This window comes from Streptomyces sp. 1222.5, from assembly GCF_900105245.1.
GTDB classification, from domain to species: Bacteria; Actinomycetota; Actinomycetes; order Streptomycetales; family Streptomycetaceae; genus Streptomyces; species Streptomyces albidocamelliae.
The window spans coordinates 4,734,489-4,758,863 of record NZ_FNSZ01000001.1 but is presented as its reverse complement, the minus strand read 5'-3'; the positions used below and the strand labels follow the sequence as shown (position 1 = coordinate 4,758,863).

General features: G+C 72.4%; 22 protein-coding genes and 1 pseudogene. 14 read left to right on the top strand and 9 right to left on the bottom strand.

Annotated elements, in window-relative coordinates:
• Nucleotides 1-2: 2 nt before the first annotated feature.
• Complete coding sequence (locus tag BLW57_RS21365; RefSeq protein WP_093476595.1) at nucleotides 3-1,265, bottom strand: polysaccharide deacetylase family protein; 1,263 nt, start codon at nucleotides 1,263-1,265, stop codon at nucleotides 3-5.
• A 339-nt stretch (nucleotides 1,266-1,604) separates the two neighbouring features.
• Between BLW57_RS21365 and BLW57_RS21360 the strand changes: the two genes are divergently transcribed.
• The 6 genes from BLW57_RS21360 to BLW57_RS42425 all read left to right on the top strand — a co-directional run bounded on the left by BLW57_RS21360 (nucleotide 1,605) and on the right by BLW57_RS42425 (nucleotide 9,701).
• A complete protein-coding gene (locus tag BLW57_RS21360; RefSeq protein ID WP_093476593.1) occupies nucleotides 1,605-4,169 on the top strand; it encodes a bifunctional SulP family inorganic anion transporter/carbonic anhydrase in 2,565 nt (854 codons plus the stop codon).
• Between the two features lie 117 nt (nucleotides 4,170-4,286).
• The gene (acs, locus tag BLW57_RS21355) at nucleotides 4,287-6,242 is read left to right on the top strand and encodes an acetate--CoA ligase (protein ID WP_093476592.1); all 1,956 of its coding nucleotides are present in this window, start codon (nucleotides 4,287-4,289) and stop codon (nucleotides 6,240-6,242) included.
• 204 nt (nucleotides 6,243-6,446) lie between these two features.
• Complete coding sequence (gene nhaA / locus BLW57_RS21350; RefSeq protein ID WP_093476590.1) at nucleotides 6,447-7,889, top strand: Na+/H+ antiporter NhaA; 1,443 nt, start codon at nucleotides 6,447-6,449, stop codon at nucleotides 7,887-7,889.
• A 55-nt stretch (nucleotides 7,890-7,944) separates the two neighbouring features.
• Nucleotides 7,945-8,433, top strand: coding sequence for a phage holin family protein (locus tag BLW57_RS21345; RefSeq protein WP_093476589.1), 489 nt, complete (start codon nucleotides 7,945-7,947; stop codon nucleotides 8,431-8,433).
• Nucleotides 8,430-9,362 carry an alpha/beta fold hydrolase gene (locus BLW57_RS21340; protein ID WP_093476587.1) on the top strand — a complete coding sequence of 311 codons (933 nt, stop codon included), beginning with the start codon at nucleotides 8,430-8,432 and terminating at the stop codon, nucleotides 9,360-9,362. Before BLW57_RS21345 ends, BLW57_RS21340 begins: the two co-directional genes overlap by 4 nt.
• A 159-nt stretch (nucleotides 9,363-9,521) precedes the next feature.
• On the top strand, nucleotides 9,522-9,701 hold the full coding sequence (locus BLW57_RS42425; protein ID WP_093476586.1) for a hypothetical protein: 180 nt from the start codon (nucleotides 9,522-9,524) through the stop codon (nucleotides 9,699-9,701).
• 26 nt (nucleotides 9,702-9,727) lie between these two features.
• Here the strand turns inward: BLW57_RS42425 and BLW57_RS21330 are convergent, their stop codons facing one another.
• The 7 genes and pseudogenes from BLW57_RS21330 to BLW57_RS21310 all read right to left on the bottom strand — a co-directional run bounded on the left by BLW57_RS21330 (nucleotide 9,728) and on the right by BLW57_RS21310 (nucleotide 15,790).
• The gene (locus tag BLW57_RS21330; RefSeq protein WP_093476585.1) at nucleotides 9,728-10,927 is read right to left on the bottom strand and encodes a MarP family serine protease; all 1,200 of its coding nucleotides are present in this window, start codon (nucleotides 10,925-10,927) and stop codon (nucleotides 9,728-9,730) included.
• Between the two features lie 13 nt (nucleotides 10,928-10,940).
• Nucleotides 10,941-11,636: an NUDIX hydrolase gene (locus tag BLW57_RS21325; RefSeq protein ID WP_093476583.1), complete on the bottom strand. Its 696-nt coding sequence runs from the start codon at nucleotides 11,634-11,636 to the stop codon at nucleotides 10,941-10,943.
• Nucleotides 11,637-11,690: 54 nt separating this feature from the next.
• Complete coding sequence (gene nth / locus BLW57_RS21320; RefSeq protein ID WP_093476582.1) at nucleotides 11,691-12,527, bottom strand: endonuclease III; 837 nt, start codon at nucleotides 12,525-12,527, stop codon at nucleotides 11,691-11,693.
• A gap of 90 nt (nucleotides 12,528-12,617) precedes the next feature.
• Nucleotides 12,618-13,316, bottom strand: a pseudogene (locus BLW57_RS21315) (ABC transporter ATP-binding protein); the annotation flags it as partial.
• Nucleotides 13,235-13,546: a hypothetical protein gene (locus BLW57_RS42420; RefSeq protein WP_256339882.1), complete on the bottom strand. Its 312-nt coding sequence runs from the start codon at nucleotides 13,544-13,546 to the stop codon at nucleotides 13,235-13,237. The gene BLW57_RS42420 and the pseudogene BLW57_RS21315, both read right to left, overlap by 82 nt.
• A gap of 216 nt (nucleotides 13,547-13,762) precedes the next feature.
• Entirely contained in the window at nucleotides 13,763-13,885 is a 123-nt protein-coding gene (locus tag BLW57_RS42415; protein ID WP_256339550.1) for a hypothetical protein, read from the bottom strand.
• A gap of 108 nt (nucleotides 13,886-13,993) precedes the next feature.
• Nucleotides 13,994-15,790, bottom strand: coding sequence for a bifunctional metallophosphatase/5'-nucleotidase (locus tag BLW57_RS21310; protein ID WP_093476580.1), 1,797 nt, complete (start codon nucleotides 15,788-15,790; stop codon nucleotides 13,994-13,996).
• Nucleotides 15,791-15,969: 179 nt separating this feature from the next.
• On the opposite strand from BLW57_RS21310, the gene mshD reads away from it, so the two are divergent.
• The 8 genes from mshD to BLW57_RS21270 all read left to right on the top strand — a co-directional run bounded on the left by mshD (nucleotide 15,970) and on the right by BLW57_RS21270 (nucleotide 24,120).
• Nucleotides 15,970-16,896 carry a mycothiol synthase gene (gene mshD / locus BLW57_RS21305; protein ID WP_093476579.1) on the top strand — a complete coding sequence of 309 codons (927 nt, stop codon included), beginning with the start codon at nucleotides 15,970-15,972 and terminating at the stop codon, nucleotides 16,894-16,896.
• 103 nt (nucleotides 16,897-16,999) lie between these two features.
• On the top strand, nucleotides 17,000-17,443 hold the full coding sequence (locus tag BLW57_RS21300; RefSeq protein WP_093476577.1) for a GntR family transcriptional regulator: 444 nt from the start codon (nucleotides 17,000-17,002) through the stop codon (nucleotides 17,441-17,443).
• Nucleotides 17,440-18,336, top strand: coding sequence for an ABC transporter ATP-binding protein (locus BLW57_RS21295; RefSeq protein WP_093476576.1), 897 nt, complete (start codon nucleotides 17,440-17,442; stop codon nucleotides 18,334-18,336). Before BLW57_RS21300 ends, BLW57_RS21295 begins: the two co-directional genes overlap by 4 nt.
• Nucleotides 18,333-19,352, top strand: coding sequence for a hypothetical protein (locus BLW57_RS21290; protein WP_093476574.1), 1,020 nt, complete (start codon nucleotides 18,333-18,335; stop codon nucleotides 19,350-19,352). Before BLW57_RS21295 ends, BLW57_RS21290 begins: the two co-directional genes overlap by 4 nt.
• Nucleotides 19,349-20,101: a hypothetical protein gene (locus tag BLW57_RS21285; RefSeq protein ID WP_093476573.1), complete on the top strand. Its 753-nt coding sequence runs from the start codon at nucleotides 19,349-19,351 to the stop codon at nucleotides 20,099-20,101. Before BLW57_RS21290 ends, BLW57_RS21285 begins: the two co-directional genes overlap by 4 nt.
• A gap of 176 nt (nucleotides 20,102-20,277) precedes the next feature.
• The gene (locus tag BLW57_RS21280; protein ID WP_093476571.1) at nucleotides 20,278-22,629 is read left to right on the top strand and encodes an RNA degradosome polyphosphate kinase; all 2,352 of its coding nucleotides are present in this window, start codon (nucleotides 20,278-20,280) and stop codon (nucleotides 22,627-22,629) included.
• Complete coding sequence (locus BLW57_RS21275) at nucleotides 22,610-23,677, top strand: CHAD domain-containing protein (RefSeq protein ID WP_093476569.1); 1,068 nt, start codon at nucleotides 22,610-22,612, stop codon at nucleotides 23,675-23,677. The genes BLW57_RS21280 and BLW57_RS21275 overlap by 20 nt, the downstream gene beginning before the upstream one ends.
• A 17-nt stretch (nucleotides 23,678-23,694) precedes the next feature.
• A complete protein-coding gene (locus BLW57_RS21270) occupies nucleotides 23,695-24,120 on the top strand; it encodes an NUDIX hydrolase (protein ID WP_093476568.1) in 426 nt (141 codons plus the stop codon).
• A 6-nt stretch (nucleotides 24,121-24,126) separates the two neighbouring features.
• Here the strand turns inward: BLW57_RS21270 and BLW57_RS21265 are convergent, their stop codons facing one another.
• Nucleotides 24,127-24,312 (bottom strand): hypothetical protein, encoded by a 186-nt coding sequence (locus BLW57_RS21265; protein ID WP_093480806.1) that lies wholly within the window; start codon nucleotides 24,310-24,312, stop codon nucleotides 24,127-24,129.
• Nucleotides 24,313-24,375 lie beyond the last annotated feature (63 nt).

Sequence of the window (24,375 nt, the reverse complement as noted above, 5' to 3'; positions counted from 1 at the left end):
GCCTACTGCCTGACGGCCGGCGCCCCGGGGACGCCCTTGGGCGCCGGGGCCGGGCGTCCGGAGAGGAAGGACGCCCAGCCCTGCCGGGGCGCCTCGCCCACCTTGAGGGTGCGCATCTTCTGCAGGGTCCCCGGGTCCTGGGCGTCCAGCCAGTCGGCCAGCTGATGGAAGGACACGCAGCGCACGTCGGGCTTGTTGCACACCTCCCGTACGACCTCCTCGACGGCGCGCATGTAGGTGCCGCCGTTCCAGGACTCGAAGTGGTTGCCGATGACCAGGGGCGCGCGGTTGCCGTCATAGGCCCGGTAGAAGCCCTTGATCAGGCCGTCGCGCATCTGGTCGCCCCAGTAGTCGTACATGTCCGGGTCGCCCTGGGTCTCGGTGCCGGACTGGCTGGCCATGAAGTTGTAGTCCATGGTCAGCTGCTCGAAGGTGTGGCCGGGGAAGGGCACCAGCTGCATGGACAGATCCCACAGCCCCTCCTTCTTCTTGGGCCAGAGCTGGTCGTCGACACCGCTGGAGTCGTAGCGGAAGCCGAGCCGGCGGGCGGCCTCGGTGAAGTTCTTCCGCCCTTCGAGGCAGGGGGTGCGGGCGCCGATCAGCTCCTTGTCGTAGTCGAAGGGCAGGGCCGCCGCCTGCGTCATGCCGGTGTTGGTCTTCCAGTTCTTGACGAACTGCTTGGCCTGGGCGATCTCGCTCTTCCACTCGTCCACCGACCAGGTGCCGACGCCGCCCTCGGGCCCGCAGAAGTGGCCGTTGAAGTGGGTGCCGATCTCGTTGCCCTCCAGCCAGGCCAGTCGTACCTGCTTGAGGGTGTCGGCGATGCCCTGCTCGTCGTTGAAGCCGATGTCGGAGCTGCCCGGTGAGTGCTGCGGCGGCTTGTACAGGTTCCGCTTCTCCTTGGGGAGCATGTACACGCCGCTGAGAAAGTACGTCATGGTCGCGTGGTTCTCCTTGGCGACCTTGCGGAAGTGCGAGAACAGCTTCTGGCTGTCCTCACCGGCGCCGTCCCAGGAGAACACGACGAACTGGGGGGGCTTCTGACCGGGCTTCAGCCGTTCGGGTCTGGGCAGGTGCGGCTGGGTACCGGTGTAGGCGGTGGATCCGTCGCCGATCAGCCGGACCACACTCTGGGGCGCGGGCGCCCCCTTCGGTCCTGACACCCCTTCCTTCGACGCGTTGGAGCCGGTCGCGCAGCCGGCGAGCGACGCGGCACAGGCCGCGGCGACCGTGGCGCCGACGGCGATCCTCTGGGTGGCGGCCATGTTCCGCCCACCTTCTTCCTTCTCTCAGGCACACGCTGACCATGGGTCATTTGTGCGCGTGTGCCGGGCTTGCACCGACAGCGCCGCCAAGGTCGCACGGGACCGAGAAGGAATTAGTACGACAAGCCGATCAAATGATTACTTCGCTCGGCTGGGTGACTGAATGCGCCATTTGCCCCGGAAAGTTATGCATTGTCTTTACGTGGCATTACGGTTCATTTACCGAGCGTTGATCCATCCCGCCGCTGCACGCCGTGACCCACGGCCGCGACCGAGCCCCACCCATGGACGGGGGCCCCAACCAGTCCGCGACCGCGCCGCCCCGGAGGAGACGGGAACATGTCATCAGCCTGCGCACCCCCTCACACCGAGCACTCCCCGCCACCGCCCGACCCCGCACCGGGGCGCCACCGCCTCGCGGTCGAGGGCGCCGACGTGTCCGCGGCCGTCGCGGTCTTCCTGATCGCCCTGCCGCTGTCCCTCGGTATCGCCCTCGCCACCGGCGCCCCGCTCCAGGCCGGCCTGGTCGCCGCCGCCGTGGGCGGAATCGTCGCCGGCCGGATCGGCGGCTGCCCGCTGCAGGTCAGCGGGCCCGCCGCCGGACTCACCGTCGTCACCGCGGACCTGATCCTCCAGTACGGCTGGCGGGCCACCTGCGGCATCACCGTCCTCGCCGGTCTCGCCCAGCTCGGCCTCGGCTGTCTGCGCGTGGCACGCGGCGCGCTCGCCGTCAGCCCGGCCGTGGTGCACGGCATGCTCGCCGGCATCGGCATCACCATCGCCGTGGCCCAGCTGCACATCGTCCTCGGCGGCAGTCCGGACAGCTCCGTCCTCGCCAACCTGCGCGCACTGCCAACCCAGTTGGCCCGTGTACAGCCGGCCGCCGTGTTCGTGAGCGTGCTGACGCTGGCCCTGCTGCTGACTTGGCCGCGTCTGCCCGGCCGCGTCGGACGGGGGCTGCGCAAGGTGCCGGCCGCACTCGTCGCGGTCGCCGGGGCCACCGGGACCGCCGCCCTGACCGGGCTGTCCCTGCCCCGGGTCGGCCTGCCGTCCTGGAGCAGCCACGCGCTGGCCGGGCTGCCCGACGGCCCGGTGCTCGGCCTCGTGGCCGCCGTGCTCACCACCACCCTGGTGTGCAGCGTGCAGTCGCTGCTCGGCGCGGTGGCCGTGGACAAGCTGGTCGCGGCGCGGCCCGGCGCCCAGTCCCGCGTCGGCCGGTCCGACCTGGACCGGGAACTGCTGGGCCAGGGTGCCGCCAACATCCTCTCCGGGGCGCTCGGCGGACTGCCGGTCGCGGGGGTGGCCGTGCGCAGCACGGCGAATGTGAACGCGGGTGCCGTCAGCCGGAACTCCACGATGCTGCACGGCGTTCTCGTAGTAGCAGCCGCGCTGCTGATGGTCCCACTCCTGGAGGCGATCCCGCTCGCCTCCCTCGCCGCCCTGGTGATGGCCGTCGGCATCCAGATGGTGTCCCTGCACCACATCCGCACGGTGACGCGCCACCGTGAGGTGCCGGTCTACGTCGTGACCACCCTCGGCGTGGTGTCCTTCGGCGTCCTGGAGGGCGTGCTCCTCGGGGTCGCCGTGGCGGTCGCCGTCGCCCTGCACCGACTCACCCGCACCCGCATCACCCACGAAGAGACGAAGGGAGTCCATCACGTACGCGTCCGGGGCCAGTTGACGTTCCTCGCCGTTCCCCGGCTCAGCAGAGCCCTGCATCTCGTACCCCAAGGCGCCCACGCCGTCGTGGAACTGAGCGGGTCGTTCATGGACCACGCGGCGTACGAGTCACTGCAGGACTGGCGCAACACCCACACCGCACGGGGCGGCACGGCCGAGCTGTCGGGCCGGCGCGGGGGAATCCGGACCGCCGAGCCGGCCACGCACGCCGGCTGCCGGTGCGGCCCCTGGACGCCCTGGCGCAACCATCAGTCCTGCGTCGCCGGGGCGCAGAGTGCCCGCGCGCCGGAAGGGCGCGCGGCGAGGGGGGAACTGGCCCGTGGCATCAGCTCGTTCCAGCGGAACACCGCGCCGCTGGTGCGCAAGGAGCTGGCGCGGCTCGCCCGGGAGGGCCAGCGGCCCTCCCAGCTCTTCCTCACCTGCGCCGATTCCCGGCTCATCACGTCGATGATCACCGCCAGTGGTCCCGGCGATCTGTTCGTCGTCCGCAACGTCGGCAATCTGGTGCCGCCGCCGGGCGAGGAGCACGGCGACGACTCGGTCGCGGCGGCCATCGATTACGCGGTGGACGTACTGGGGGTGCGCTCCATCACCGTGTGCGGACACTCCGGTTGCGGGGCGATGCACGCGCTGCTGGCCGCGGAGACCACGGACGGGGACACGGACGCGGGCACCACGGGAGCGGGCACCGCGGACGGGGACAGCGCCGGCACCGGCGCTACGGACGCGGGCCGCACGGGCGGTGTCGGCTCGGACGGCGTCCGCTCGGGCGAGGGCGTTGTCGGCGGGGACAGTGCGGGCGGGGGCGCCGTCGGTGGGGACACCCCGCTGCGGCGCTGGCTGCGGCACGGTGTGCCGAGCCTCGCGCGGATGGCCGGAGACCGCCGCGCCCGGCCCCGGCTGGCCGGGCGGGCGACCGCGGACGCGGTGGAGGAGCTGTGCCTGACCAATGTGGTCCAGCAGCTGGATCATCTGCGGGCGCACCCGACGGTCGCCCGGGCGCTGGCCGGCGGCGGTCTGGAGCTGCACGGGATGTACTTCCACGTGGGCGAGGCGCAGGCGTATCTGCTGACGGGAACGGAAGGGGGCAGGGTGTTCGAGGGCGTCACGGAGGACCCTCCGGCAGGGGTCGCCCCGGGAGCGGGGGCGGGCTTCGAACACGGCGTGGAGGGGATCGTGGAAGGGGCCGCCGAGCAGGAGAAGGAGGCACGCAGTCCGGCGTGAGCGGTGCACCGCCGGACAGGTCTAAACCAATTTTTCGGTCGACCCTTGTCATCGCACCCCCGCGTCTGATGAGCTGTGGCCTGGGACACAACGGACACCCTTGGAAAGGGAGATGTCGTGAGCAACGAGAGCCTGGCCAACCTGCTCAAGGAAGAACGCAGGTTCGCGCCGCCCGCCGACCTGGCCGCGCACGCCAATGTCACCGCGGAGGCGTACGAACAGGCCAAGGCTGACAGGCTCGGCTTCTGGGCCGAGCAGGCCCGCCGGCTGACCTGGGCCAAGGAGCCGACCGAGACGCTGGACTGGTCGAACCCGCCGTTCGCCAAGTGGTTCAAGGACGGCGAGCTGAACGTCGCGTACAACTGCGTGGACCGGCATGTGGAGGCCGGGCACGGGGACCGCGTCGCCATCCACTTCGAGGGTGAGCCCGGTGACAGCCGCGCGATCACCTACGCGGAGCTGAAGGACGAGGTCTCCAAGGCCGCCAACGCCCTTCTGGAGCTGGGCGTCCGCAAGGGCGACCGGGTCGCCATCTACATGCCGATGATCCCGGAGACGGCGATCGCGATGCTGGCCTCGGCCCGCATCGGCGCCGCGCACTCGGTCGTCTTCGGCGGCTTCTCGGCGGACGCGCTCGCGACCCGCATCCAGGACGCGGACGCCAAGGTCGTCATCACGTCCGACGGCGGCTACCGGCGCGGCAAGCCGTCCGCGCTGAAGCCGGCCGTCGACGAGGCGGTCGCGAAGGCGGGCAACGTCGAGCACGTGCTCGTGGTGCGCCGTACGGGGCAGGACGTGGCCTGGAACGGCGAGCGCGACACCTGGTGGCACGAGCTCGTCGGCCGGCAGTCCGCCGAGCACACCCCGGAGGCGTTCGAGGCGGAGCACCCGCTGTTCATCCTCTACACCTCCGGCACCACCGGGAAGCCCAAGGGCATCCTGCACACCTCCGGCGGCTACCTCACCCAGACGGCGTACACCCACTGGGCGGTCTTCGACCTCAAGCCGGAGACGGACGTGTACTGGTGCACGGCCGACGTCGGCTGGGTGACCGGGCACTCCTACATCGTCTACGGCCCGCTGGCCAACGGCGCGACGCAGGTGATGTACGAGGGCACGCCGGACACCCCGCACCAGGGGCGGTTCTGGGAGATCGTGCAGAAGTACGGCGTGACGATCCTCTACACCGCGCCCACCGCGATCCGGACGTTCATGAAGTGGGGCGACGACATCCCCGCCAAGTTCGACCTCGGCAGCCTGCGGGTGCTCGGATCGGTCGGCGAGCCCATCAACCCCGAGGCGTGGATCTGGTACCGCAAGCACATCGGCGCCGACCGGACGCCCGTCGTGGACACCTGGTGGCAGACCGAGACCGGCGCGATGATGATCTCGCCGCTGCCCGGCGTCACCGAGGCCAAGCCCGGTTCGGCGCAGCGCCCGCTGCCCGGCATCAGCGCGACGGTGGTCGACGACGAGGCGCACGAGGTGCCCCACGGCGGCGGTGGCTACCTGGTGCTGACCGAGCCGTGGCCGTCGATGCTTCGCACCATCTGGGGCGACGACCAGCGTTTCCTCGACACCTACTGGTCCCGCTTCGAGGGCAAGTACTTCGCCGGTGACGGTGCGAAGAAGGACGACGACGGGGACATCTGGCTGCTGGGCCGGGTCGACGACGTCATGCTCGTCTCCGGGCACAACATCTCCACCACCGAGGTGGAGTCGGCGCTCGTCTCGCACCCGTCGGTCGCCGAGGCGGCCGTCGTCGGCGCCGCCGACGAGACCACCGGCCAGGCGATCGTCGCCTTCGTGATCCTGCGGGGCACGGCCGCGGAGACCAAGGCGCTCGTCGGCGAGCTGCGCGACCACGTGGGCGCGACGCTCGGGCCGATCGCCAAGCCCAGGCGGATCCTTCCGGTGGCGGAGCTGCCGAAGACCCGCTCCGGCAAGATCATGCGCCGTCTGCTGCGCGACGTGGCCGAGAACCGTCAGCTCGGTGACGTCACCACGCTGACCGACTCCACGGTCATGGACCTCATCCAGACCAAGCTCCCGGCGGCGTCCAGCGAGGACTGACCGGCACAGGAGGACCCGAGGGGGCACCCGGACGCGAAGGCGCCGGGTGCCCCCTCGGCGTCCGGCGGACGGATCACCGGCACGGCGGCCCGCCCGCCCGTTGGGTAAAGTGGGAAAAGCGTCGTAGGTCCGAGAAAGTCATGGGTGCGCCGGGAAGTCTGGTCGGCATGCGAGCCGTCCTGCCCACCCACCGGAGGTCCCGCCGTGACCGCGCCCCGCAGCCCCGCTTCCCCCCGCAAGGTCCTCGGGCGCCTGTCGCTGCCCGAGCGGACCTTCGTCGCGGACGCGCTGCGCACCGAGACCGTCGGGGGTGTCCTGCTGCTCCTCGCCGCGGTGGCGGCGCTGGTCTGGGCGAACGTCCCCGCCCTCCGGCACAGCTACGAGGCGGTCGGTCACTTCCACTTCGGCCCCGCCGCGCTCGGCCTGAACCTTTCCGTCGCCCACTGGGCCGCCGACGGCCTCCTCGCCGTGTTCTTCTTCGTCGCCGGCATCGAACTCAAGCGGGAACTGGTCGCCGGGGACCTGCGCGACCCGAAGGCGGCGGTGCTGCCCGTGGTGGCCGCGCTGTGCGGCATGGCCGTACCCGCGCTCGTCTACACCCTCACCAACCTCGCCGGGCACGGCTCCACCCAGGGCTGGGCCGTGCCCACCGCCACCGACATCGCCTTCGCGCTCGCCGTCCTCGCGGTCATCGGCACCTCACTGCCCAGCGCCCTGCGCGCCTTCCTGCTCACCCTCGCGGTGGTCGACGACCTCTTCGCGATCCTGATCATCGCGGTCTTCTTCACCGACCGGCTGGACTTCGCCGCGCTCGGCGGGGCCGCCGCGGGCCTGCTGGTCTTCTGGCTGCTGCTGCGCAAGGGCGTGCGCGGCTGGTGGGTGTACGTCCCGCTCGCCGTGGTGATCTGGGCGCTGATGTACAACAGCGGCGTGCACGCGACCATCGCCGGCGTGGCGATGGGCCTGATGCTCCGGTGCACCACCCGGGACGGCGAGGAGCACGCGCCGGGCGAGCACGTCGAGCACCTGGTGCGGCCGCTGTCGGCCGGCCTCTGCGTGCCGCTGTTCGCGCTGTTCAGCGCCGGGGTGGTGGTCTCGGACGGGGCGCTCCTGGACGTGTTCATCCGGCCGGAGACGTTGGGCGTGGTCCTCGGCCTGGTCGTCGGCAAGACCCTCGGCATCTTCGGCGGCACCTGGCTGACCGCCCGGTTCACCCGTGCCTCCCTCAGCGAGGACCTCGCGTGGGCGGACGTGTTCGCGGTGGCCTCCCTCGCCGGGATCGGCTTCACCGTCTCGCTGCTCATCGGCGAGCTGGCCTTCGCCTCGAACGCCGTCCTCACCGACGAGGTGAAGGCGGCGGTCCTGAGCGGATCGCTGATCGCGGCGGTGTGCGCGACGGCGCTGCTGAAGATCCGCAACGCCCGGTACCGCCGGCTGTGCGCGGAGGAGGAGCGCGACGACGACCACGACGGCGTCCCCGACGTGTACGAGCAGGACGACCCGGCGTACCACCTGCGCATGGCCGAGATCCACGAGAACAAGGCCGCCGAGCACCGGCGGATCGCCGCCGAGAGGGCCGCCGCGGCCCGCCACGGGCTTCAGGAAGTGGCGGGCGGGGCAGGCGAGGAGGGCGACCGTCCGGCATGATCTGACGAGACGGTACAAAACAAGACGGCACGAGAGACCTCAGAGGGAGTACGCGATGAGCGCACCCGACGGCAGCCCGGTCGGCGCCGAACGCAGCATCGGCCAGCTGTTCGCCTCGGCGACGACCGAATTGTCGGCGCTGGTGCACGACGAGATCGCGCTGGCCAAGGCCCAGCTCAAACGCGACGTGAAGCGCGGCGCGACGAGCGGCGGAGCCTTCTCGCTGGCGGGCGCCGTGCTGGTGTTCTCCCTGCCGATGCTCAACTTCGCGCTGGCGTACGGCATCCGCACCTGGAGCGGCTGGAACCTGGCCGTCTGCTTCCTCCTGTCGTTCGCGGCCAATGTGCTGGTCGCCGGCCTGCTCGCACTCATGGGTGTGGTGTTCGCGAAGAAGGCGAAGAAGGAGCAGGGCCCGCAGAAGGTGGCGGCCTCGATGAAGGAGTCGGCGAGCGTCCTGCAGAACGCCAAGCCGCACCCGCGCCCGGAGCTGCCCGAGGAGCGGACCCCCGCCGCCATCGAGGCTGTGGCACGCTCGTCGTCATGACCGAACCCGCCCCCTCGGCCGTCCGGATCGATCTGCCCCACGGCCGGCAGGTCACGCACCGGGACGTCGCCGCCAACGGCGCCCGATTCCACATCGCCGAACTCGGCGACGGCCCCCTGGTGCTGCTGCTGCACGGCTTCCCGCAGTTCTGGTGGACCTGGCGGCACCAGCTCGTCGCGCTCGCCGACGCCGGGTACCGGGCGGTGGCGATGGACCTGCGGGGCATCGGCGGCAGCGACCGCACGCCCCGCGGGTACGACCCCGCGAACCTGGCCCTCGACGTCACGGGGGTGATCCGGTCGCTCGGCGAGCCGGACGCCGCGCTGGTCGGGCACGACCTCGGCGGATATCTGGCGTGGACGGCGGCCGCGATGCGGCCCAAGCTGGTCCGCCGCCTCGCCGTGGTGTCGATGCCGCATCCGCGGCGCTGGCGCGCGGCGATGCTGCGGGACGCCCGGCAGACGGCCGCCAACTCCTACATCTGGGGTTTCCAGCGGCCGTGGCTGCCGGAGCGTCAACTCATCGCGGACGACGGGGCGCTGGTGGGCCGTCTGATCCGGGAGTGGTCCGGGCCGCGGCCGCCGGAGGACGAGGCGGTGGAGACGTACCGGCGGGCCATGTGCATCCCGTCCACGGCCCACTGCTCGATCGAGCCGTACCGCTGGCTGGTGCGCTCCCTGGCGCGCCCGGACGGCGTCCAGTTCTACCGCAGGATGAAGCGGCCGGTGCGGGTGCCCACGCTGCATCTGCACGGCTCCCTGGACCCCGTCAGCCGGGTGCGCAGCGCGGCCGGTTCGGGCGAGTACGTCGAAGCGCCGTACCGCTGGCGGCTGTTCGACGGTCTCGGGCACTTCCCGCACGAGGAGGACCCGTCGGCGTTCTCCACGGAACTGGTCAACTGGCTGAAGGATCCCGAGCCGGACCGGTGACAGGACGGTCCGCCGGATGACCGTTCCGTGACGGTATCGATGCGCGGAGCATCCGGTTGCTGAACACTTGTCCCTCGAACGGCCACATGCCTGCCGCATAGGCCAATTGGGGGCCGCCGAGGCGGTTATCGACCTTCGGGCGGGGGCACACGTCGGGGTATGGGCTGGACGCACGACTACAGTGACGCACCCCGCAACCGCCGCTCGGCCGGCGGGCTGAGCACGCCTCAGCGAGGCACCCCGCAACTCACGGAAGCGGACCTCCGGGTGGGGATCCCGCGTATCCTGCGCCGCCGGGCGCGGTGGGTGTCGATGCGTCTGCGTCACCCCCGCGGCTGATCACCCGCCCCTGACTCCGGGGGCGTTCACAGGGCGCAGCTGTCCGTACCCACCTGCTCGTTCGCCGTCCTTCCCCGGTCGGCGTCGGCCCGGATCTCGTCCGCGGTGAGGGCGTACCCGGTGTCCGCGTCGTCCAGGGACTTGGCGAACACCACGCCGTAGACCTTGCCGTCGGGCGTGAGCAGCGGTCCGCCGGAGTTGCCCTGACGGACGGTCGCGTACAGCGAGTAGACGTCACGGCGCACGGTGCCGCGGTGGTAGATGTCCGGGCCGTTGGCCGTGATGCGTCCGCGCACGCGGGCGGCGCGGACGTCGTAGGAGCCGTTCTCCGGGAAGCCGGCGACGATCGCGCCGTCACCGCCGGTCGCGTCCCGGGGGGTGAACTTCAGGGCGGTCGCCTTCAGGTCCGGTACGTCGAGGACGGCGATGTCGCGCTTCCAGTCGTACAGCACGACCTTGGCGTCGTACTTGCGGCCCTCGCCGCCTATCTGCACGGTCGGCTCGTCGACACCGCCCACGACGTGGGCGTTGGTCATGACCCGGCGGTCGGCGAAGACGAACCCGGTGCCCTCCAGGACCTTTCCGCAGCTCTGCGCGGTGCCGGTGACCTTGACGATGGAACGCTCGGCGCGCGTGGGGACGGCGCTGTGCGCGAGGGCCGGGTCGGGCGGCTGGACGTCCTTGATGGGCTCGTTGGAGAACGGGCTGAAGACCTGCGGGAAGCCGTTCTGCGCGAGGACCGAGGAGAAGTCCGCGAACCAGGTGTCGGCCTGCGCGGGCAGCGCCCGGGAGACACCGAGGAGCACCTTGGAGCCGCGGACCTCCTTGCCGAGCGTCGGCAGCGTCGTGCCGGCGAGGGCGGAGCCGATCAGCCAGGCGACCAGCAGCATCGCGACGACGTTGACCAGCGCGCCGCCCGTGGCGTCGAGGGCGCGGGCCGGTGACCAGGTGATGTGCCGGCGGAGCTTGTTGCCGAGGTGGGTGGTCAGGGCCTGGCCGACCGAGGCGCAGACGATGACGACGATCACGGCGACGACGGCCGCGGTGGTGCCGACCTCCGAGTTCTCGGTCATGGCGTCCCAGATGACGGGCAGCGCGTACACGGCGACGAGACCACCGCCCAGGAATCCGATCACCGACAGGATGCCGACGACGAAGCCCTGGCGGTAGCCCACGACCGCGAACCACACGGCCGCGACCAGCAACAGGATGTCCAGCACGTTCACAAACGACACCCTGTCATGAGCGCCAGTCGAGTGGGACCTGCTTCTCCCGGTCCCAGGGGCGCTCCCAGCCCGCGTAGTGCAGCAGCCGGTCGATCACACCGGCCGTGAACCCCCAGACCAGGGCGGATTCGACCAGGAATGCCGGACCTCGGTGTCCGCTGGGGTGGACGGTGGTGGCGCGGTTGGCGGGGTCCGTGAGATCCGCCACGGGGACCGTGAACACCCGGGCGGTCTCGTTCGGGTCGACGACGCCGACCGGGCTCGGCTCGCGCCACCAGCCGAGCACGGAGGTCACGACGAATCTGCTGACCGGGATGTACAGCCGGGGCAGCACGCCGAAGAGCTGCACCCCGGACGGGTCGAGGCCGGTCTCCTCCTCGGCCTCGCGCAGCGCGGCACGCAGCGGACCGTCGCCGTGCGGATCGCCGTCCTCGGGGTCGAGCGCGCCGCCCGGGAAGGACGGCTGCCCGGCGTGCGAGCGCAGGGAGCCGGCGCGCTCCATGAGCAGCAGCTCGGGACCCCGCTCGCCCTCGCCGAACAGGATGAGCACCGCGGACTGGCGGCCCGAGCCGTTCTCCGGCGGCAGGAAGCGGCTGAGCTGGAGCGGTTCGACCGTCTCGGCGGCCCGCGCGACCGGGCCGAGCCAGTCCGGCAGTCCCTCCGTGCTGAGCGTCACCGCGTCGCCCCGTGTCTCACTGGCCCTCGTCATCGCCACCCCCGTCGCTTCGCCTGTCCAACGCCCGAGGGTCCCGGGATCGTTCCGTCACGCGGCCCCCAGAGGCGGGGCCGGCCTGCCGCCCGCGTCGAGGTAGGCCTGCGGGGGGTTGAGCCGCTGGCCGGGGAAGCCGCCCTTCTCGTACTTCAGGAGCTTCGTCGCCTTCTCCGGGTCGGTCTCGCCCTCGCCGTAGGCGGGGCAGAGCGGGGCGATGGGGCAGGCACCGCAGGCGGGCTTGCGGGCGTGGCAGATGCGGCGGCCGTGCCAGATCACGTGGTGGGACAGGTCGGTCCAGTCGCTCTTCGGGAAGAGCGCGCCGACGGCGTTCTCGATCCGGTCCGGGTCGGTCTCCTCGGTCCACCGCCAGCGCCGTACCAGCCGCTGGAAGTGGGTGTCCACGGTGATCCCGGGCCGTCCGAAGGCGTTGCCGAGCACGACGAAGGCGGTCTTGCGGCCCACGCCGGGCAGCTTGACGAGATCCTCCAGCTTTCCGGGCACCTCGCCGCCGAAGTCCTCGGTGAGCGCCTTGGACAGTCCTATGACCGACCGGGTCTTGGCCCGGAAGAAGCCGCAGGGGCGCAGGATCTCCTCGACCTCCTCGGGGTCGGCGGCGGCCAGGTCCTCGGGGGTCGGGTACTTCGCGAACAGCGCCGGGGTGGTCTGGTTGACCCGCAGGTCGGTGGTCTGCGCCGACAGCACGGTGGCGACCAGCAGCTGGAAGGGGTTCGTGAAGTCCAGCTCGGGGTGGGCGTAGGGGTAGACCTCGGCGAGTTCGCGGTTGATCTTGCGTGCCCGCCGTACGAGCGCCGTCCGCGATTCCGGCTTCCACGGTTTCACGGCCTCGGTCACCGACGCGGCCGCCTTGCGCACCTTGCTCACTGCCATGCACGAAGGCTACGCCGACGTGGGGGGCACCGGTGGTGGATCACCGCGACGACGGACCGGACGGCCGGAGATCGCCGGTGGTCGCCCGGGTCACCACCGGAGGATCGACGTGTCCTCGTGCGCCGGAGGCGCCGGGGGCGTGGCGGCGGGCGGCACGACGGCGGCCCGCGGCAGGGGGGAAGCCAGCCGCGCGTAGGCGCCGCCCCGCGCGAGCAGCTCCTCGTGGGTGCCGCTCTCCACGAGCCTGCCGTGCTCGACGACCAGGATCCGGTCGGCGTCGGGGGCGAGGCTCAGATCATGCGTGATCATGATCGTGGTACGGCCCGCCATCAGGCGGCGCAGCGGCCGGACCACCTGGCGGGCGGCCACCGCGTCCAGCCCGGCCGTGGGCTCGTCCAGGACGAGGACCGGGGCCCCGCGGAGCATCGCGCGGGCGATGGCGATGCGCTGGAGCTGGCCGCCGGAGAGGACGGCGGTGCCGGGGGCGATGGGGGTGTCGTAGCCCTCGGGGAGCGCGGTGACGAAGTCGTGGGCCGCCGCGTCCCGGGCCGCCTGCTCGATCTCGGTGTCGGTCGCGCCGGGGCGGCCGCAGCCGATGTTCTCGCGGATGGTGCCGTTCAGGATCAGCGTCTGCTGGGGCAGCAGGGCGATCTGTTCGCGCAGGAAGTGCAGGGAGAGGCCCGGGAGCGGGACGCCGTCCAGGGTGATCACCCCGGCGCTGGGGTCGTAGAAGCGGGTGAGGAGCCCGGCCAGGGTGGATTCTCCGGCGCCGCTCGGGCCGGTGACGAGGCGAGTGCGGCGAGGACGGCCACGCCGAGCCAGGCACCGGCCGGCCCCCAGAAGGCGGACGGAGACCCGGCCGCGAGGGCGTGGTCGGTCAGCTCGGCGAACAGCAGGATCGCCACGGTCTCGGCGAGTACGGCGGCCACCACGCAGGCCGTGATCACCGCGAGCCATCGGCGGTCGCCGCGGGTCAGCGGCCAGAACCGGCGGAAGGCCGCACGGGCTTCCCTCACCATCGGTCGTTCCTTTCCACGGCTGTGGACACGGCCGGGCGGCCTTCTTCGGTGCCGGCCGCTTCGGGGCCGGAGCGGGCTTGCGGTGCTTCTTCACGGGGGCGAGCCGGTGGAAAGACATGGAATTCTCCTCCTTGATTCAAGGTCAGGCCTCAGCTTTCTTCGCCGGGACCCGGATTGCGTTTACCGCCGGATGACAAGGGCCCTTGCCCGGGCCCTCTACTTGCGGCCCACCGGACGCTCGACCCGGGGCTTCTCAGGCGCGTGCTTCTTGTGCGCGGCAGCCTGGGCCGGGGCGGGCTTGCGGGTCTTCCGCACCGGGGCGACCTTGTGGAAGCTCATGGGCGAAAGGGCGATTCCGCGGAGACCTCAATGAAATACCCCTGAGAAGAATTCTCAGGGGTATTTCGGAACCGTGGAGGTATTCACACAGGTTTTACCGCGTGATGCTCACTGGACGATGGTGATCCGGCCGGTGGCGGGAGGAGCGATCGGGCTGCCGGCCGAGGAGTTCGCCGTCAGGTACTTCTCCAGCGCCGACAGGTCGTCGGAGCCGACCACGTCGTTCGTGCCGTGGCCCAGCGTCGGGAAGCCGTCGCCGCCGCCCGCGAGGAAGCTGTTGGTGGCGACGCGGTAGGTGGCCGCGGGGTCGACCGGGGCGCCGTTCAGGCGGATGGAGTCGGTGACCACGCGGTCGGCGCCGGACTTGGTCATGTCCAGGGTGTAGGTGAGCCCGGCGGACGGCTGGAGGATCTTCGGAGCGGCCGCGTTGGGCCCGCTGACCTGCTCCTTGAGGACCTGGACGAGCTGCGCGCCGGTGAAGTCCTGGAGGTTCACGGTGTTGGCGAACGGCTGCACGGTGAAGCCCTCGGCGTAGGTGACGACCCCGTCGCCCTCGGCGCCCTTGGCCGCATAGGTCAGCCCGGCCCGCACGCCGCCCGGGTTCATCAGCGCGAGGCTGGTCCTCGGGTCCAGCTCCTTGCCGTGGGCGAGCTGCGCGTCGGCGATCAGGTCACCCATCGGCGACTCGGTTCCGGTGTTGCCGATGTCGCCGGAGATCCAGCCGATGGGGCGGTTGCCGATCGGGGCGGCCAGGGTGTTCCAGCGGGCGATCAGGTCCGTCATGTCCTGCGCCTTGGGGACGTCCCGGGTGACCACGCGGTTCGCGGACTTCACGGCCGTGCGGGCGATGTCCCCGGTGCGGCGGTCGTAGGTCAGCGTGGTGTCCGTGTAGAGGCGGCCGAAGGAGGCGGCCGACGTGACCATGCGGGGGCGGCCGGACGGGTCCGGGATGTCGCAGACGTAGGCGTTGTGGGTGTGGCCGGTGACGAGGGCGTCGACGGCCGGCGTGACGTTCTTCGCGATGTCCACGATCGGACCGGAGATGCCGGAGCCCGCGCCCGCGGCGTCGCAGTCGTAGTTGTAGGCGCCGGAGGCCGGGAAGCCGCCCTCGTGGATCAGGGCCACGATCGACTGCACGCCCTGGCGCTGGAGCACCTTGGCGTACTTGTTGATCGTCTCGACCTCGTCCTTGAAGGCCAGGCCCTTGACGCCGTCGGCGGAGACGATGTCCGGCGTGCCCTCGAGGGTGACGCCGATGAAGCCGATCTTGACGTCCTTCTTCTTCCAGACCCAGTACGGCTTCAGGATCGGCTGCTTCGTCTTCTCGTCGAGGACGTTCGCCGCCAGGTACGGGTAGTCGGCGCCCTCGAACCGCTGGTCCGTGTAGCAGCCGTCCGTCGGGTGGCAGCCGCCGTTCTGCAGGCGGGCCAGTTCCCGGGCGCCCTCGTCGAACTCGTGGTTGCCGACCGAGGTGACGTCCAGCTTCAGCTTGTTGAGCGCCTCGACGGTGGGCTCGTCGTGGAACAGGCCCGACAGCAGCGGGGAGGCGCCGACCATGTCGCCGCCGGCCGCGGTGATCGAGTACGGGTGACCCTGCCGGGCCGTGCGCAGGTGCGTCGCGAGGTACTCGACACCACCGGCGTCGACGGTCTTCGTCGTGCCGTCCGGCTGGAGTTCGGTGACCCGGCCGGAGGAGCCCGACGGGGGCTCGAGGTTGCCGTGCAGGTCGTTGAAGGACAGCAGCTGCACGTCCTGGTAGCGGCTCGGACGGCCGTGGCCGTGGCCGCCCTTGTCGGCGTGCGCCTGCGCGGGCATCGCGGCGGCCAGGGCTGCGGCCGTGGCGAGTGCGGCGGTCGTCGCGAGGAGCGCCGAGGTACGGCGTCTGCGCCGGAGTGCGGCTGGCATGGGACCCCCCTGTGGGTCGCGGTGATGAGTGGACCGGCAGCGCAGCCTAAGGTCAACGCGCGTAGCGCGACAGGGGGTTCGTGGTTACATCCTGGTTTCCCTTTGCCGGATTCTTTGCCTGTTCCCGCACCGGCTGCGGTGCCGGGACTTCGCCCCGGCCGCGCCGTACCCTCGTACGCATGAGCAGCGACGACACCGTACGGGCCTTCCCCTCCCGCTCCATCGAGACCTGCGACGCACTCGCACCCGACCGGGCCGAGGCCGTGCTCGACCTGCTCGCCGAGGCCGCCCGGGTCGACGGCCAGCAGCCGGTGTCCGAGCAGGGCCGGCTCCAGCTGCACGGCGGTGCCCGCGAGGGTGTCACGCATCTGCTGCTGGACGTGGACGGCGAACTCGTCGGCTACGCACAGATGGAGGACACCGACCCGGTGGAGGCACCCGCCGCCGAACTGGTCGTGCACCCCGCCCACCGGGGTCACGGGCACGGGCGGGCGCTCGGCGCGGCACTGCTCGCGGCCTCCGGCAAGCGGCTGCGGGTGTGGGCGCACGGCGGGCACGCGGCCGCCCGGCACCTCGCCCAGGTGCTGGGCCTGACCCTGTTCCGTGAACTGCGGCAGATGAGGCGCCCGTTGACCGGCCTGACGCTGCCCGACCCGGTGCTCCCCGAGGGCGTGACCGTGCGCGCCTTCGTGCCCGGCAAGGACGACGCGGGCTGGCTGGCGGTCAACGCGGCCGCCTTCGCCCACCACCCCGAGCAGGGCTCACTGACCCAGCGGGACCTCGACGACCGCAAGGGCCAGGCGTGGTTCGACCCGTCCGGGTTCTTCCTCGCCGAGCGGCGCGGGGAGCTGGTCGGCTTCCACTGGACCAAGGTGCACGCCGAGGAGGGGCTGGGCGAGGTGTACGTCCTCGGGGTGCGGCCCGGCGAGCAGGGCGGCGGTCTCGGCAAGGCCCTCACGACCATCGGCCTGCGCCATCTGGCGGCCCAGCAGCTGCCGACCGCGATGCTCTACGTCGACGCCGACAACACCGCGGCGGTGTCGGTGTACGAGCGGCTGGGGTTCACGGTGCACGAGACCGACCTGATGTACCGCACCGAAACCTGACGAACACCCCCTCCTCCGGAGGGCCAGGGGCGGCCGGCTTGACGGCCGCCCCTCTTTTGCACCACCCTTTCACTACTCAATTAGTGAAAGGGTGGTTCTACGGGTGGTCGAGTACCGCATCGACCGGCACAGCGGGGTCGCCACGTACGTCCAGATCGTCCAGCAGACCAAACAGGCGCTCCGCCTGGGCCTGCTGCGACCGGGCGACAAGCTGCCGACGGCCCGCGAGGTGGTCGAGGCCACCGCGATCAACCCCAACACCGTCCTCAAGGCCTACCGCGAACTCGAACGCGAGGGCCTGGTGGAGGCGCGGCGCGGGCTCGGCACCTTCGTCCGGCGCTCACTGGGCGCCGCTGCGGCCGACTCCCCCCTCCGCGCGGAGCTGGAGGAATGGGCGGCGCGGGCCGCCACGGCGGGCCTGGACCGGGACGACGTGGCCGCACTCTTCACCGCCGTACTCGACCAGCACTTCGCGGAGCCCGCCCCGCATCCGCCGGCGCCCCTCCGTCAGGCACCCGAACAGCACTTCCAGGGAGAACCTTCATGAGCGACACGGCGATCGAGGCCATCGGCCTCGGCAGGCGCTTCGGGCGCCGGGGCGGCTGGGCGCTGCGCGACTGCGCCTTCCGGCTGCCCGCGGGCCGGGTGTGTGCCGTCGTCGGGCCCAACGGCGCCGGCAAGTCGACGCTGCTCGCCCTCGCCGCCGGACTGCTGCCCCCCACGGAGGGCCGCGTACGAGTGCTCGGCACCGGCCCGGCCGAGGCCCGCCCCCGGGTCGGCTTCATCGCCCAGGACAAGCCGCTGTACCCGCAGCTCACCGTTGCCGAGACGCTGCGCATGGGCGCCGACCTCAACCCCGGCCGCTGGGACGCGGCCCTCGCGGAGCAGGTCGTCGCGGGCGGTGACCTGGACCCCGGGTCCCGCGTCCGCGCCCTCTCCGGCGGCCAGCGCACCCGGGTCGCCCTCGCCCTGGCCCTCGGCAAGCGGCCCGAACTGCTGCTCCTGGACGAGCCGATGGCCGACCTCGACCCGCTGGCCCGGCACGAGCTGATGGGGACGCTGATGGCCGAGGCCGCCCGGCACGGGACCACGATCGTGATGTCCTCGCACGTCGTCGCCGAGCTGGAGGACTCCTGCGACCACCTGCTGCTGGTCGGCGGCGGCCGGATACGGCTGGCCGGGGAGATCGACGACCTGCTCGCCGCCCATGTGCGGGTGAGCGGCGCCGCCGACTCCGCCGGCCTCGACGACCACACCGTGGTCGAATCCCGGGTGACCGGCCGCCAGCTCACCGCGCTGGTCCGCCCCGCCGGGCCGCTCCCCGCCGACTGGCGCCGCTCCACGCCGTCCCTGGAGGAACTGGTCCTCGCCCACCTGCGCAACCCCCAGGCCCCCGCGCTGACCGCGGCCACGGCCCCGGCCGGGGAGAGTGCCGCGTGACGGCCACCCCCGCCCGCCGGCCCCGCACGGCCCGCTGGCTGCTGCGCCTGCACCGCCCCGCCCTGATCGTCTGGGCGTGCCTGGTGATCGCCCTGGCCGCCCTGCTGCTCGCCCTGCGCGGCCCGCTCGCCGACGCCGCCGCCGAGGGCTGGCGGCAGTACGACGCCTGCCGCGACGCCGGCCGTTGCGCGTACGACCAGGACGCGATCCTGCGCTACAAGGACTTCGCCGGCTACGCCACCCTCGCCCTGAACGCACTGCCCCTCCTGGTCGCCGCCTGGGCGGGCGCCGCCCTGATCGGGCGCGAGCTGGAGTCCGGCACGGCCCGGCTGGCCTGGACGCAGAGCACCTCACCGGCCCGCTGGCTGACGCTCCGGCTGGCATGGCCCGCGGCCGCCGTCGCCGTCGGCACCGGCCTGCTGTGCCGACTGCACCGCCTCGCCTGGGCCGCGAGCGACGGCCGCGTCGACACCGCCAAGCGCTGGTACGACCTCTTCACCTTCAACGCCGGCGGTCCCACCCTCGCCGCCCTGGCCCTCGCCGGACTCGCGGCCGGCACGCTGGCGGCGCTGCTGCTCCGCCGTACGCTGCCCGCGCTGATCGCCGGCGCGGTGGCCACCCTGGGCATCGCCGGGGCGGCCGCGCTGCTCATGCCCCACCTGTGGCCGGCGGTCACCCTGACCAGCGCTCTGGACCGGGGCTACCCGAACGTGGACGGCGTCGTCGTCGACCAGGGCCTGGTGTCCGCCACGGGCGCCCATCTGCCGATCCCCGACTGCGACACCAGCGCCGCATGCGGTGCCGCCTACGACCGGGCGGCCGGCTACTTCACCACCTATCACCCCGTCTCCCACTACTGGCCGCTCCAGCTCACCACCACCGCGCTGCTGCTGGCCGTCACGGGGCTGCTGGCGGCCGGCTCCTTCCTGGCGCTGCGCCGGCTGACCGGCCCCCTGCGGACGGCCGGGGCGGCCGGGACCCCGTCGACCGACACCCTCGTAGGAGCCGCCGCGTGACCGCCCTCGCCCCCACCCGCCCGGCCGTCCGCCGCACCCTGCTGCGACTGCACCACCCCGCCCTGCTCGTCTGGGCCGCCTTCGTCGTCCTCGTCGTCGGGGAACTGCTCTGGGTCCACCTCTCCGGGGCGCCCCGGGACCGGGCCTGCCGGCGGCCGGGCGGCTGGTGCAGCTACACCGCCCTCACCGACGTCAACAACGTCATGAACCTGATCGGGACCGTCCTCACCTACGCCCCGTGCGCGGTCGCCGCCTGGGCGGGCGGCGCCCTGATCGCCCGCGAACTGGAGTCCGGCACCGCGAAGCTGGCCTGGACCCAGGCCGCCTCCCCGGCCCGCTGGCTCACGGCGAAGCTCACCGCGGCCGCCGTACCGCTGCTGACCGGCAGCGCCGTCCTCGCCGTGGTCTTCGACCGGGTGTGGAGCACCGACCGGGACGTCCTGGTCACGAACTGGAGCTGGGACCGCGTCTTCGTCCCGCGCGGCCCGCTGCTGCCCGCGCTGGTGCTGTTCGCCCTCGCCGCCGGTGTCCTCGCCGGGCTGGCCCTGGGCCGCACGCTGCCCGCCCTGGGCGTCGCCCTGGCCGCCACCCTGCTCCTGCGGTCCTTCCTGCGCGACCTGTGGCAGCCGTTGCGCGGCACGCTGCACGGATTCCGGTCCCTGAACCTGGCCGCCACCGGCATGGTCCTCGCCCTGGCCGTGCTCGCGACCGTCGCGGCGTACGCCGTACTGCGCCGCCGGGCCGTCTGAGACGGCCGCGACCCGAGCCCGTACGTCTCTCCGCGGGGGGAGGGACGTACGGGATCGTCGTTTCCGGTGCGAAATCCGTCGCTTTCGCGACGAAGACCCCCGGGAGCCGCCCCGCGCTATCCCGCACGTCATGTCTCCGTAACCATCGATTCAGCCAGGCTTGCGACGCTCGGCCAATGAAGCCCGCCGTGCCAGAGCCTTCGCCGCCCCCCGAGGGGTCCGCGCCGAACGGGGCCGTGACGCTCCCGCCCGCACGTTCCGACGCGCCTGTGTCGCCCCTCGCGCGGAAGAATGGGTTCATGAGTCAGCAAGACACCCAGGCAGAGGTTCAGCCGCAGCCCTCCGTGGGCTCCATCGCCGCGCACCGTCAGCACGCCGTGTCCGCGGCGGTCTCCGACCTCGAGCCCGACCTCGACGCCGACCTCGACGCCTACGAGGAGTCGCGGGCCGACGGCACGCCCCTGCCGCAGGGGCGCTTCCTCGACCGGGAGCGCAGCTGGCTCGCCTTCAACGAGCGCGTTCTGGAACTGGCCGAGGACCCCGACACCCCCCTGCTGGAGCGCGCCAACTTCCTCGCGATCTTCGCCAGCAACCTGGACGAGTTCTTCATGGTCCGGGTGGCCGGTCTGAAGCGCCGGATCGCCACGGGGGTCGCCACCCGCTCCGCCTCCGGCCTCCAGCCGCGCGAGGTGCTGGAGATGATCTGGGCCCGCTCCCGCGAGCTGATGGCCCGGCACGCCGCCTGCTACCACGAGGACGTCGCCCCCGCACTCGCGGAGGAGGGCATCCACCTGGTCCGCTGGAGCGAGCTGACCGAGAAGGAGCAGGCACGGCTCTTCACGCTCTTCCGGCACCAGATCTTCCCGGTCCTGACCCCCCTGGCGGTGGACCCGGCGCACCCGTTCCCGTACATCTCCGGCCTGTCGCTGAACCTGGCCGTCGTCGTACGCAACCCGGTGAGCGGTCACAAGCACTTCGCGCGCGTGAAGGTGCCGCCGCTGCTGTCCCGCTTCCTGGAGAGCAGCCCCGGCCGCTACGTCCCCATCGAGGACGTCATCGCCGCGCACCTGGAAGAGCTGTTCCCGGGCATGGAGGTGCTGGAGCACCACGCCTTCCGCCTCACCCGCAACGAGGACCTCGAGGTCGAGGAGGACGACGCCGAGAACCTCCTGCAGGCCCTGGAGAAGGAGCTCATGCGGCGCCGCTTCGGCCCGCCGGTGCGCCTGGAGGTCGAGGAGTCCGTCGACCGCGAGGTGCTGGACCTGCTGGTCCGCGAACTGAAGATCTCCGAGGCGGAGGTCTACCCGCTGCCCGGCCCGCTGGACCTCACCGGCCTCTTCCGCATCCACAGCCTCGACCGGCAGGAGCTGAAGTACCCGAAGTTCATCGCCGGCACCCACCGCGACCTCGCCGAGGTCGAGTCGGCGTCCGCGCCGGACATCTTCGCCGCCCTGCGCGCGCGGGACGTGCTGCTGCACCACCCGTACGACAGCTTCTCCACCTCCGTGCAGGCCTTCCTGGAGCAGGCGGCGGCCGACCCGGACGTCCTCGCGATCAAGCAGACCCTGTACCGCACCTCCGGCGACTCCCCGATAGTCGACGCGCTCATCGACGCCGCCGAGTCCGGCAAGCAGGTCCTGGTCCTGGTCGAGATCAAGGCCCGGTTCGACGAGCACGCCAACATCAAGTGGGCCCGCAAGCTGGAGGAGGCCGGCTGCCACGTCGTCTACGGCCTGGTCGGCCTGAAGACGCACTGCAAGCTCTCCCTGGTGGTCCGCCAGGAGGGCGAGACCCTGCGCCGTTACAGCCACGTCGGCACGGGCAACTACCACCCGAAGACGGCCCGTCTGTACGAGGACCTCGGCCTGCTCACCGCCGACCCCCAGGTCGGCGCGGACCTCTCCGACCTCTTCAACCGCCTGTCCGGCTACTCGCGCCGCGAGACGTACCGCAGGCTCCTGGTGGCCCCCAAGTCCCTGCGGGACGGGCTGGTCGCGCGGATCGACAAGGAGGCCCAGCACCACCGTGCGGGCCGCCCGGCCTTCGTCCGCATCAAGGTCAACTCGATGGTCGACGAGGCGGTCATCGACGCCCTCTACCGCGCGTCCCAGGCGGGCGTCCCGGTCGACGTCTGGGTGCGCGGCATCTGCGCCGTCCGCCCCGGCGTCGCCGGCCTGTCGGAGAACATCCGGGTCCGCTCGATCCTCGGCCGCTTCCTGGAGCACTCCCGGGTCTTCGCCTTCGGCAACGGCGGCGAGCCGGAGGTGTGGATCGGCAGCGCCGACATGATGCACCGCAACCTCGACCGCCGGATAGAGGCCCTGGTCCGGGTCGTCGACCCCGGCCACCGCGCAGCCCTCAACCGGCTGCTGGACACCGGCATGTCCGACGGCACCGCCTCCTGGCACCTCGGCCCGGACGGCGAGTGGACGCGACACGCGACCGACGCGGACGGCCAACCCCTGCGCAACGTCCAGGAGATGCTCATAGACGCCCGGAGGCGCCGGCGTGGCACAGCAACACCTTGACCCGACGGACCCCACGGCCGGCGTGGTGACGGGAGAGTCCCTGGCGGGCTACCTGCGCGCCCAGGCCACGGAGTTCCTCCGCGCGCTGCGCCTGCACCGGGAGAACGGCGGCTCCGCGGCCGGCGCGGGGGAGTCCGTCGACGCGGCACGCGCCCTGCGCCGCTCGGCCCGCCGCATCAGCGGCAGCCTGCACACCTTCCGCCCGCTCCTCGACCCCGACTGGTCCGAGGAGATGCGGCCCGAACTGGCGTGGCTGTCCGGCACGCTGGGCCTGGAGCACGCCTACGAGGGCCGGCTGGAGCGGCTGCTGCTGGCGCTGCACCGCCTGTCGGGGGCCGCGGTGTTCCCCGCGCAAACCGTCGCCACCACGTCGGCGCCGGCGAACTCCGCCGGCCCGGCCCACCCGGCCGCGGCCCAGGAGCGCGGCAACCTCACGGTGGGCGCGGCGAAAGCGGGCGCGCTGCTCGAACGCCAGCTGACCCTCGCCCGGACCCGGGCCCACTCCACCGCCCTCCAGGCCCTGGGTTCGAGCCGCTTCCACGCCGTCGCCGACAAGGTCGCCGTACTCGCCAGCGAGGTGCCTCTCACCCCCGCCGCGGCCACCACGGACCTGCGGCCGCCCGCCGCCGCCGCGGAGGAACGCCTCACGGACGCCGTCACCGCCCTCCCCCTGGTCACCGCGGGCCACCCCTACAACGCGGAGGCGCTGGTCCACGGGCTGTCCCCGGACCCGGCCCCGCACCCCCAGGACGGCCCCTGGCACCAGGTCCGCCTGCTGCTGCGCCTGCACCGGTACGCCCGTGAGGTGCTGCACGGCGGCAAACTCCCGGTCGAGGTGCGGCTGCTGACGGCGGGCCAGGCCCTGAACCGGCACCGGGACGCCTCGGAGGCGGCCGCGGCGGCCGCGCAGGCGGCCCGCACCCCCCGCATCGCGCCCGCGACGGCCTACGCGCTCGGTGTGCTCCACGCCGACCAGCGGCACGAGGTGGAGGCGGCCCGGTTCGCGTTCCAGCAGGCCTGGCAGAAGCAGACCGCCAAGGTGCCCTGAGCTCCCGAGGAGGCGGTGTGGACGAGACCCTGGTCCGGGCGGCGGGCTGCGTGCTGTGGCGCCGCTCCCCGGTCGCCGGCGACCTGGAGATCTGCCTGGTCCACCGGCCGAAGTACGACGACTGGTCCCACCCCAAGGGCAAGCTCAGACGGGGTGAGGATGCGCTCGCGGGCGCCCTGCGCGAGGTCGCGGAGGAGACCGGGTACACGGCGGAGCCCGGCGGCGAGCTGCCGACCGTGCACTACCGGGCCAGCGGCCGCCCGAAACAGGTGCGGTACTGGGCGGCGGAGGCGGTTTCCGGCCACTTCACCCCGAACGACGAGGTGGACCGGATCCTGTGGCTCTCCCCGGCGGCGGCCCGCGGCCGGCTCACCCAGCCCCGCGACCGGGACCTGGTGGACGCCCTGCTCCGGCCGTCCGAGCACCTGGGACGGGGCGGCTGAGCCCCGTCACGGCGCCGCCGCGTGCCCCTCGGCGTCCGTGCGGGCCTGGCTCCGGGCCCGGCGGGCGGGACCGCGCCAGCCACAGCTGCATCTGGCGACACAGAAGCGGCCCTGCTCCGACGTCGTGGTGAGGTGCTGCTCCCCCGAGCGGGCGGGCTCCGGCCCGTCCTCCTGTGCCGCTTCGACTGCCACGGTGACAACGTTACCGAGGACGTGACCGGGGAGGCGCACGGCCTACAACCGCTCCTCGCCCGG

What these genes read in the sequence shown, in the direction of transcription:
- BLW57_RS21365 (WP_093476595.1), bottom strand. Translation starts at nt 1,265, where the DNA reads ATGGCCGCCACCCAGAGGATCGCCGTCGGCGCCACGGTCGCCGCGGCC.
- BLW57_RS21360 (WP_093476593.1), top strand. Translation starts at nt 1,605, where the DNA reads ATGTCATCAGCCTGCGCACCCCCTCACACCGAGCACTCCCCGCCACCG.
- BLW57_RS21345 (WP_093476589.1), top strand. Translation starts at nt 7,945, where the DNA reads ATGAGCGCACCCGACGGCAGCCCGGTCGGCGCCGAACGCAGCATCGGC.
- BLW57_RS21340 (WP_093476587.1), top strand. Translation starts at nt 8,430, where the DNA reads ATGACCGAACCCGCCCCCTCGGCCGTCCGGATCGATCTGCCCCACGGC.
- BLW57_RS42425 (WP_093476586.1), top strand. Translation starts at nt 9,522, where the DNA reads ATGGGCTGGACGCACGACTACAGTGACGCACCCCGCAACCGCCGCTCG.
- BLW57_RS21325 (WP_093476583.1), bottom strand. Translation starts at nt 11,636, where the DNA reads ATGACGAGGGCCAGTGAGACACGGGGCGACGCGGTGACGCTCAGCACG.
- nth (WP_093476582.1), bottom strand. Translation starts at nt 12,527, where the DNA reads ATGGCAGTGAGCAAGGTGCGCAAGGCGGCCGCGTCGGTGACCGAGGCC.
- BLW57_RS42420 (WP_256339882.1), bottom strand. Translation starts at nt 13,546, where the DNA reads ATGGTGAGGGAAGCCCGTGCGGCCTTCCGCCGGTTCTGGCCGCTGACC.
- BLW57_RS42415 (WP_256339550.1), bottom strand. Translation starts at nt 13,885, where the DNA reads ATGAGCTTCCACAAGGTCGCCCCGGTGCGGAAGACCCGCAAGCCCGCC.
- BLW57_RS21310 (WP_093476580.1), bottom strand. Translation starts at nt 15,790, where the DNA reads ATGCCAGCCGCACTCCGGCGCAGACGCCGTACCTCGGCGCTCCTCGCG.
- mshD (WP_093476579.1), top strand. Translation starts at nt 15,970, where the DNA reads ATGAGCAGCGACGACACCGTACGGGCCTTCCCCTCCCGCTCCATCGAG.
- BLW57_RS21295 (WP_093476576.1), top strand. Translation starts at nt 17,440, where the DNA reads ATGAGCGACACGGCGATCGAGGCCATCGGCCTCGGCAGGCGCTTCGGG.
- BLW57_RS21280 (WP_093476571.1), top strand. Translation starts at nt 20,278, where the DNA reads ATGAAGCCCGCCGTGCCAGAGCCTTCGCCGCCCCCCGAGGGGTCCGCG.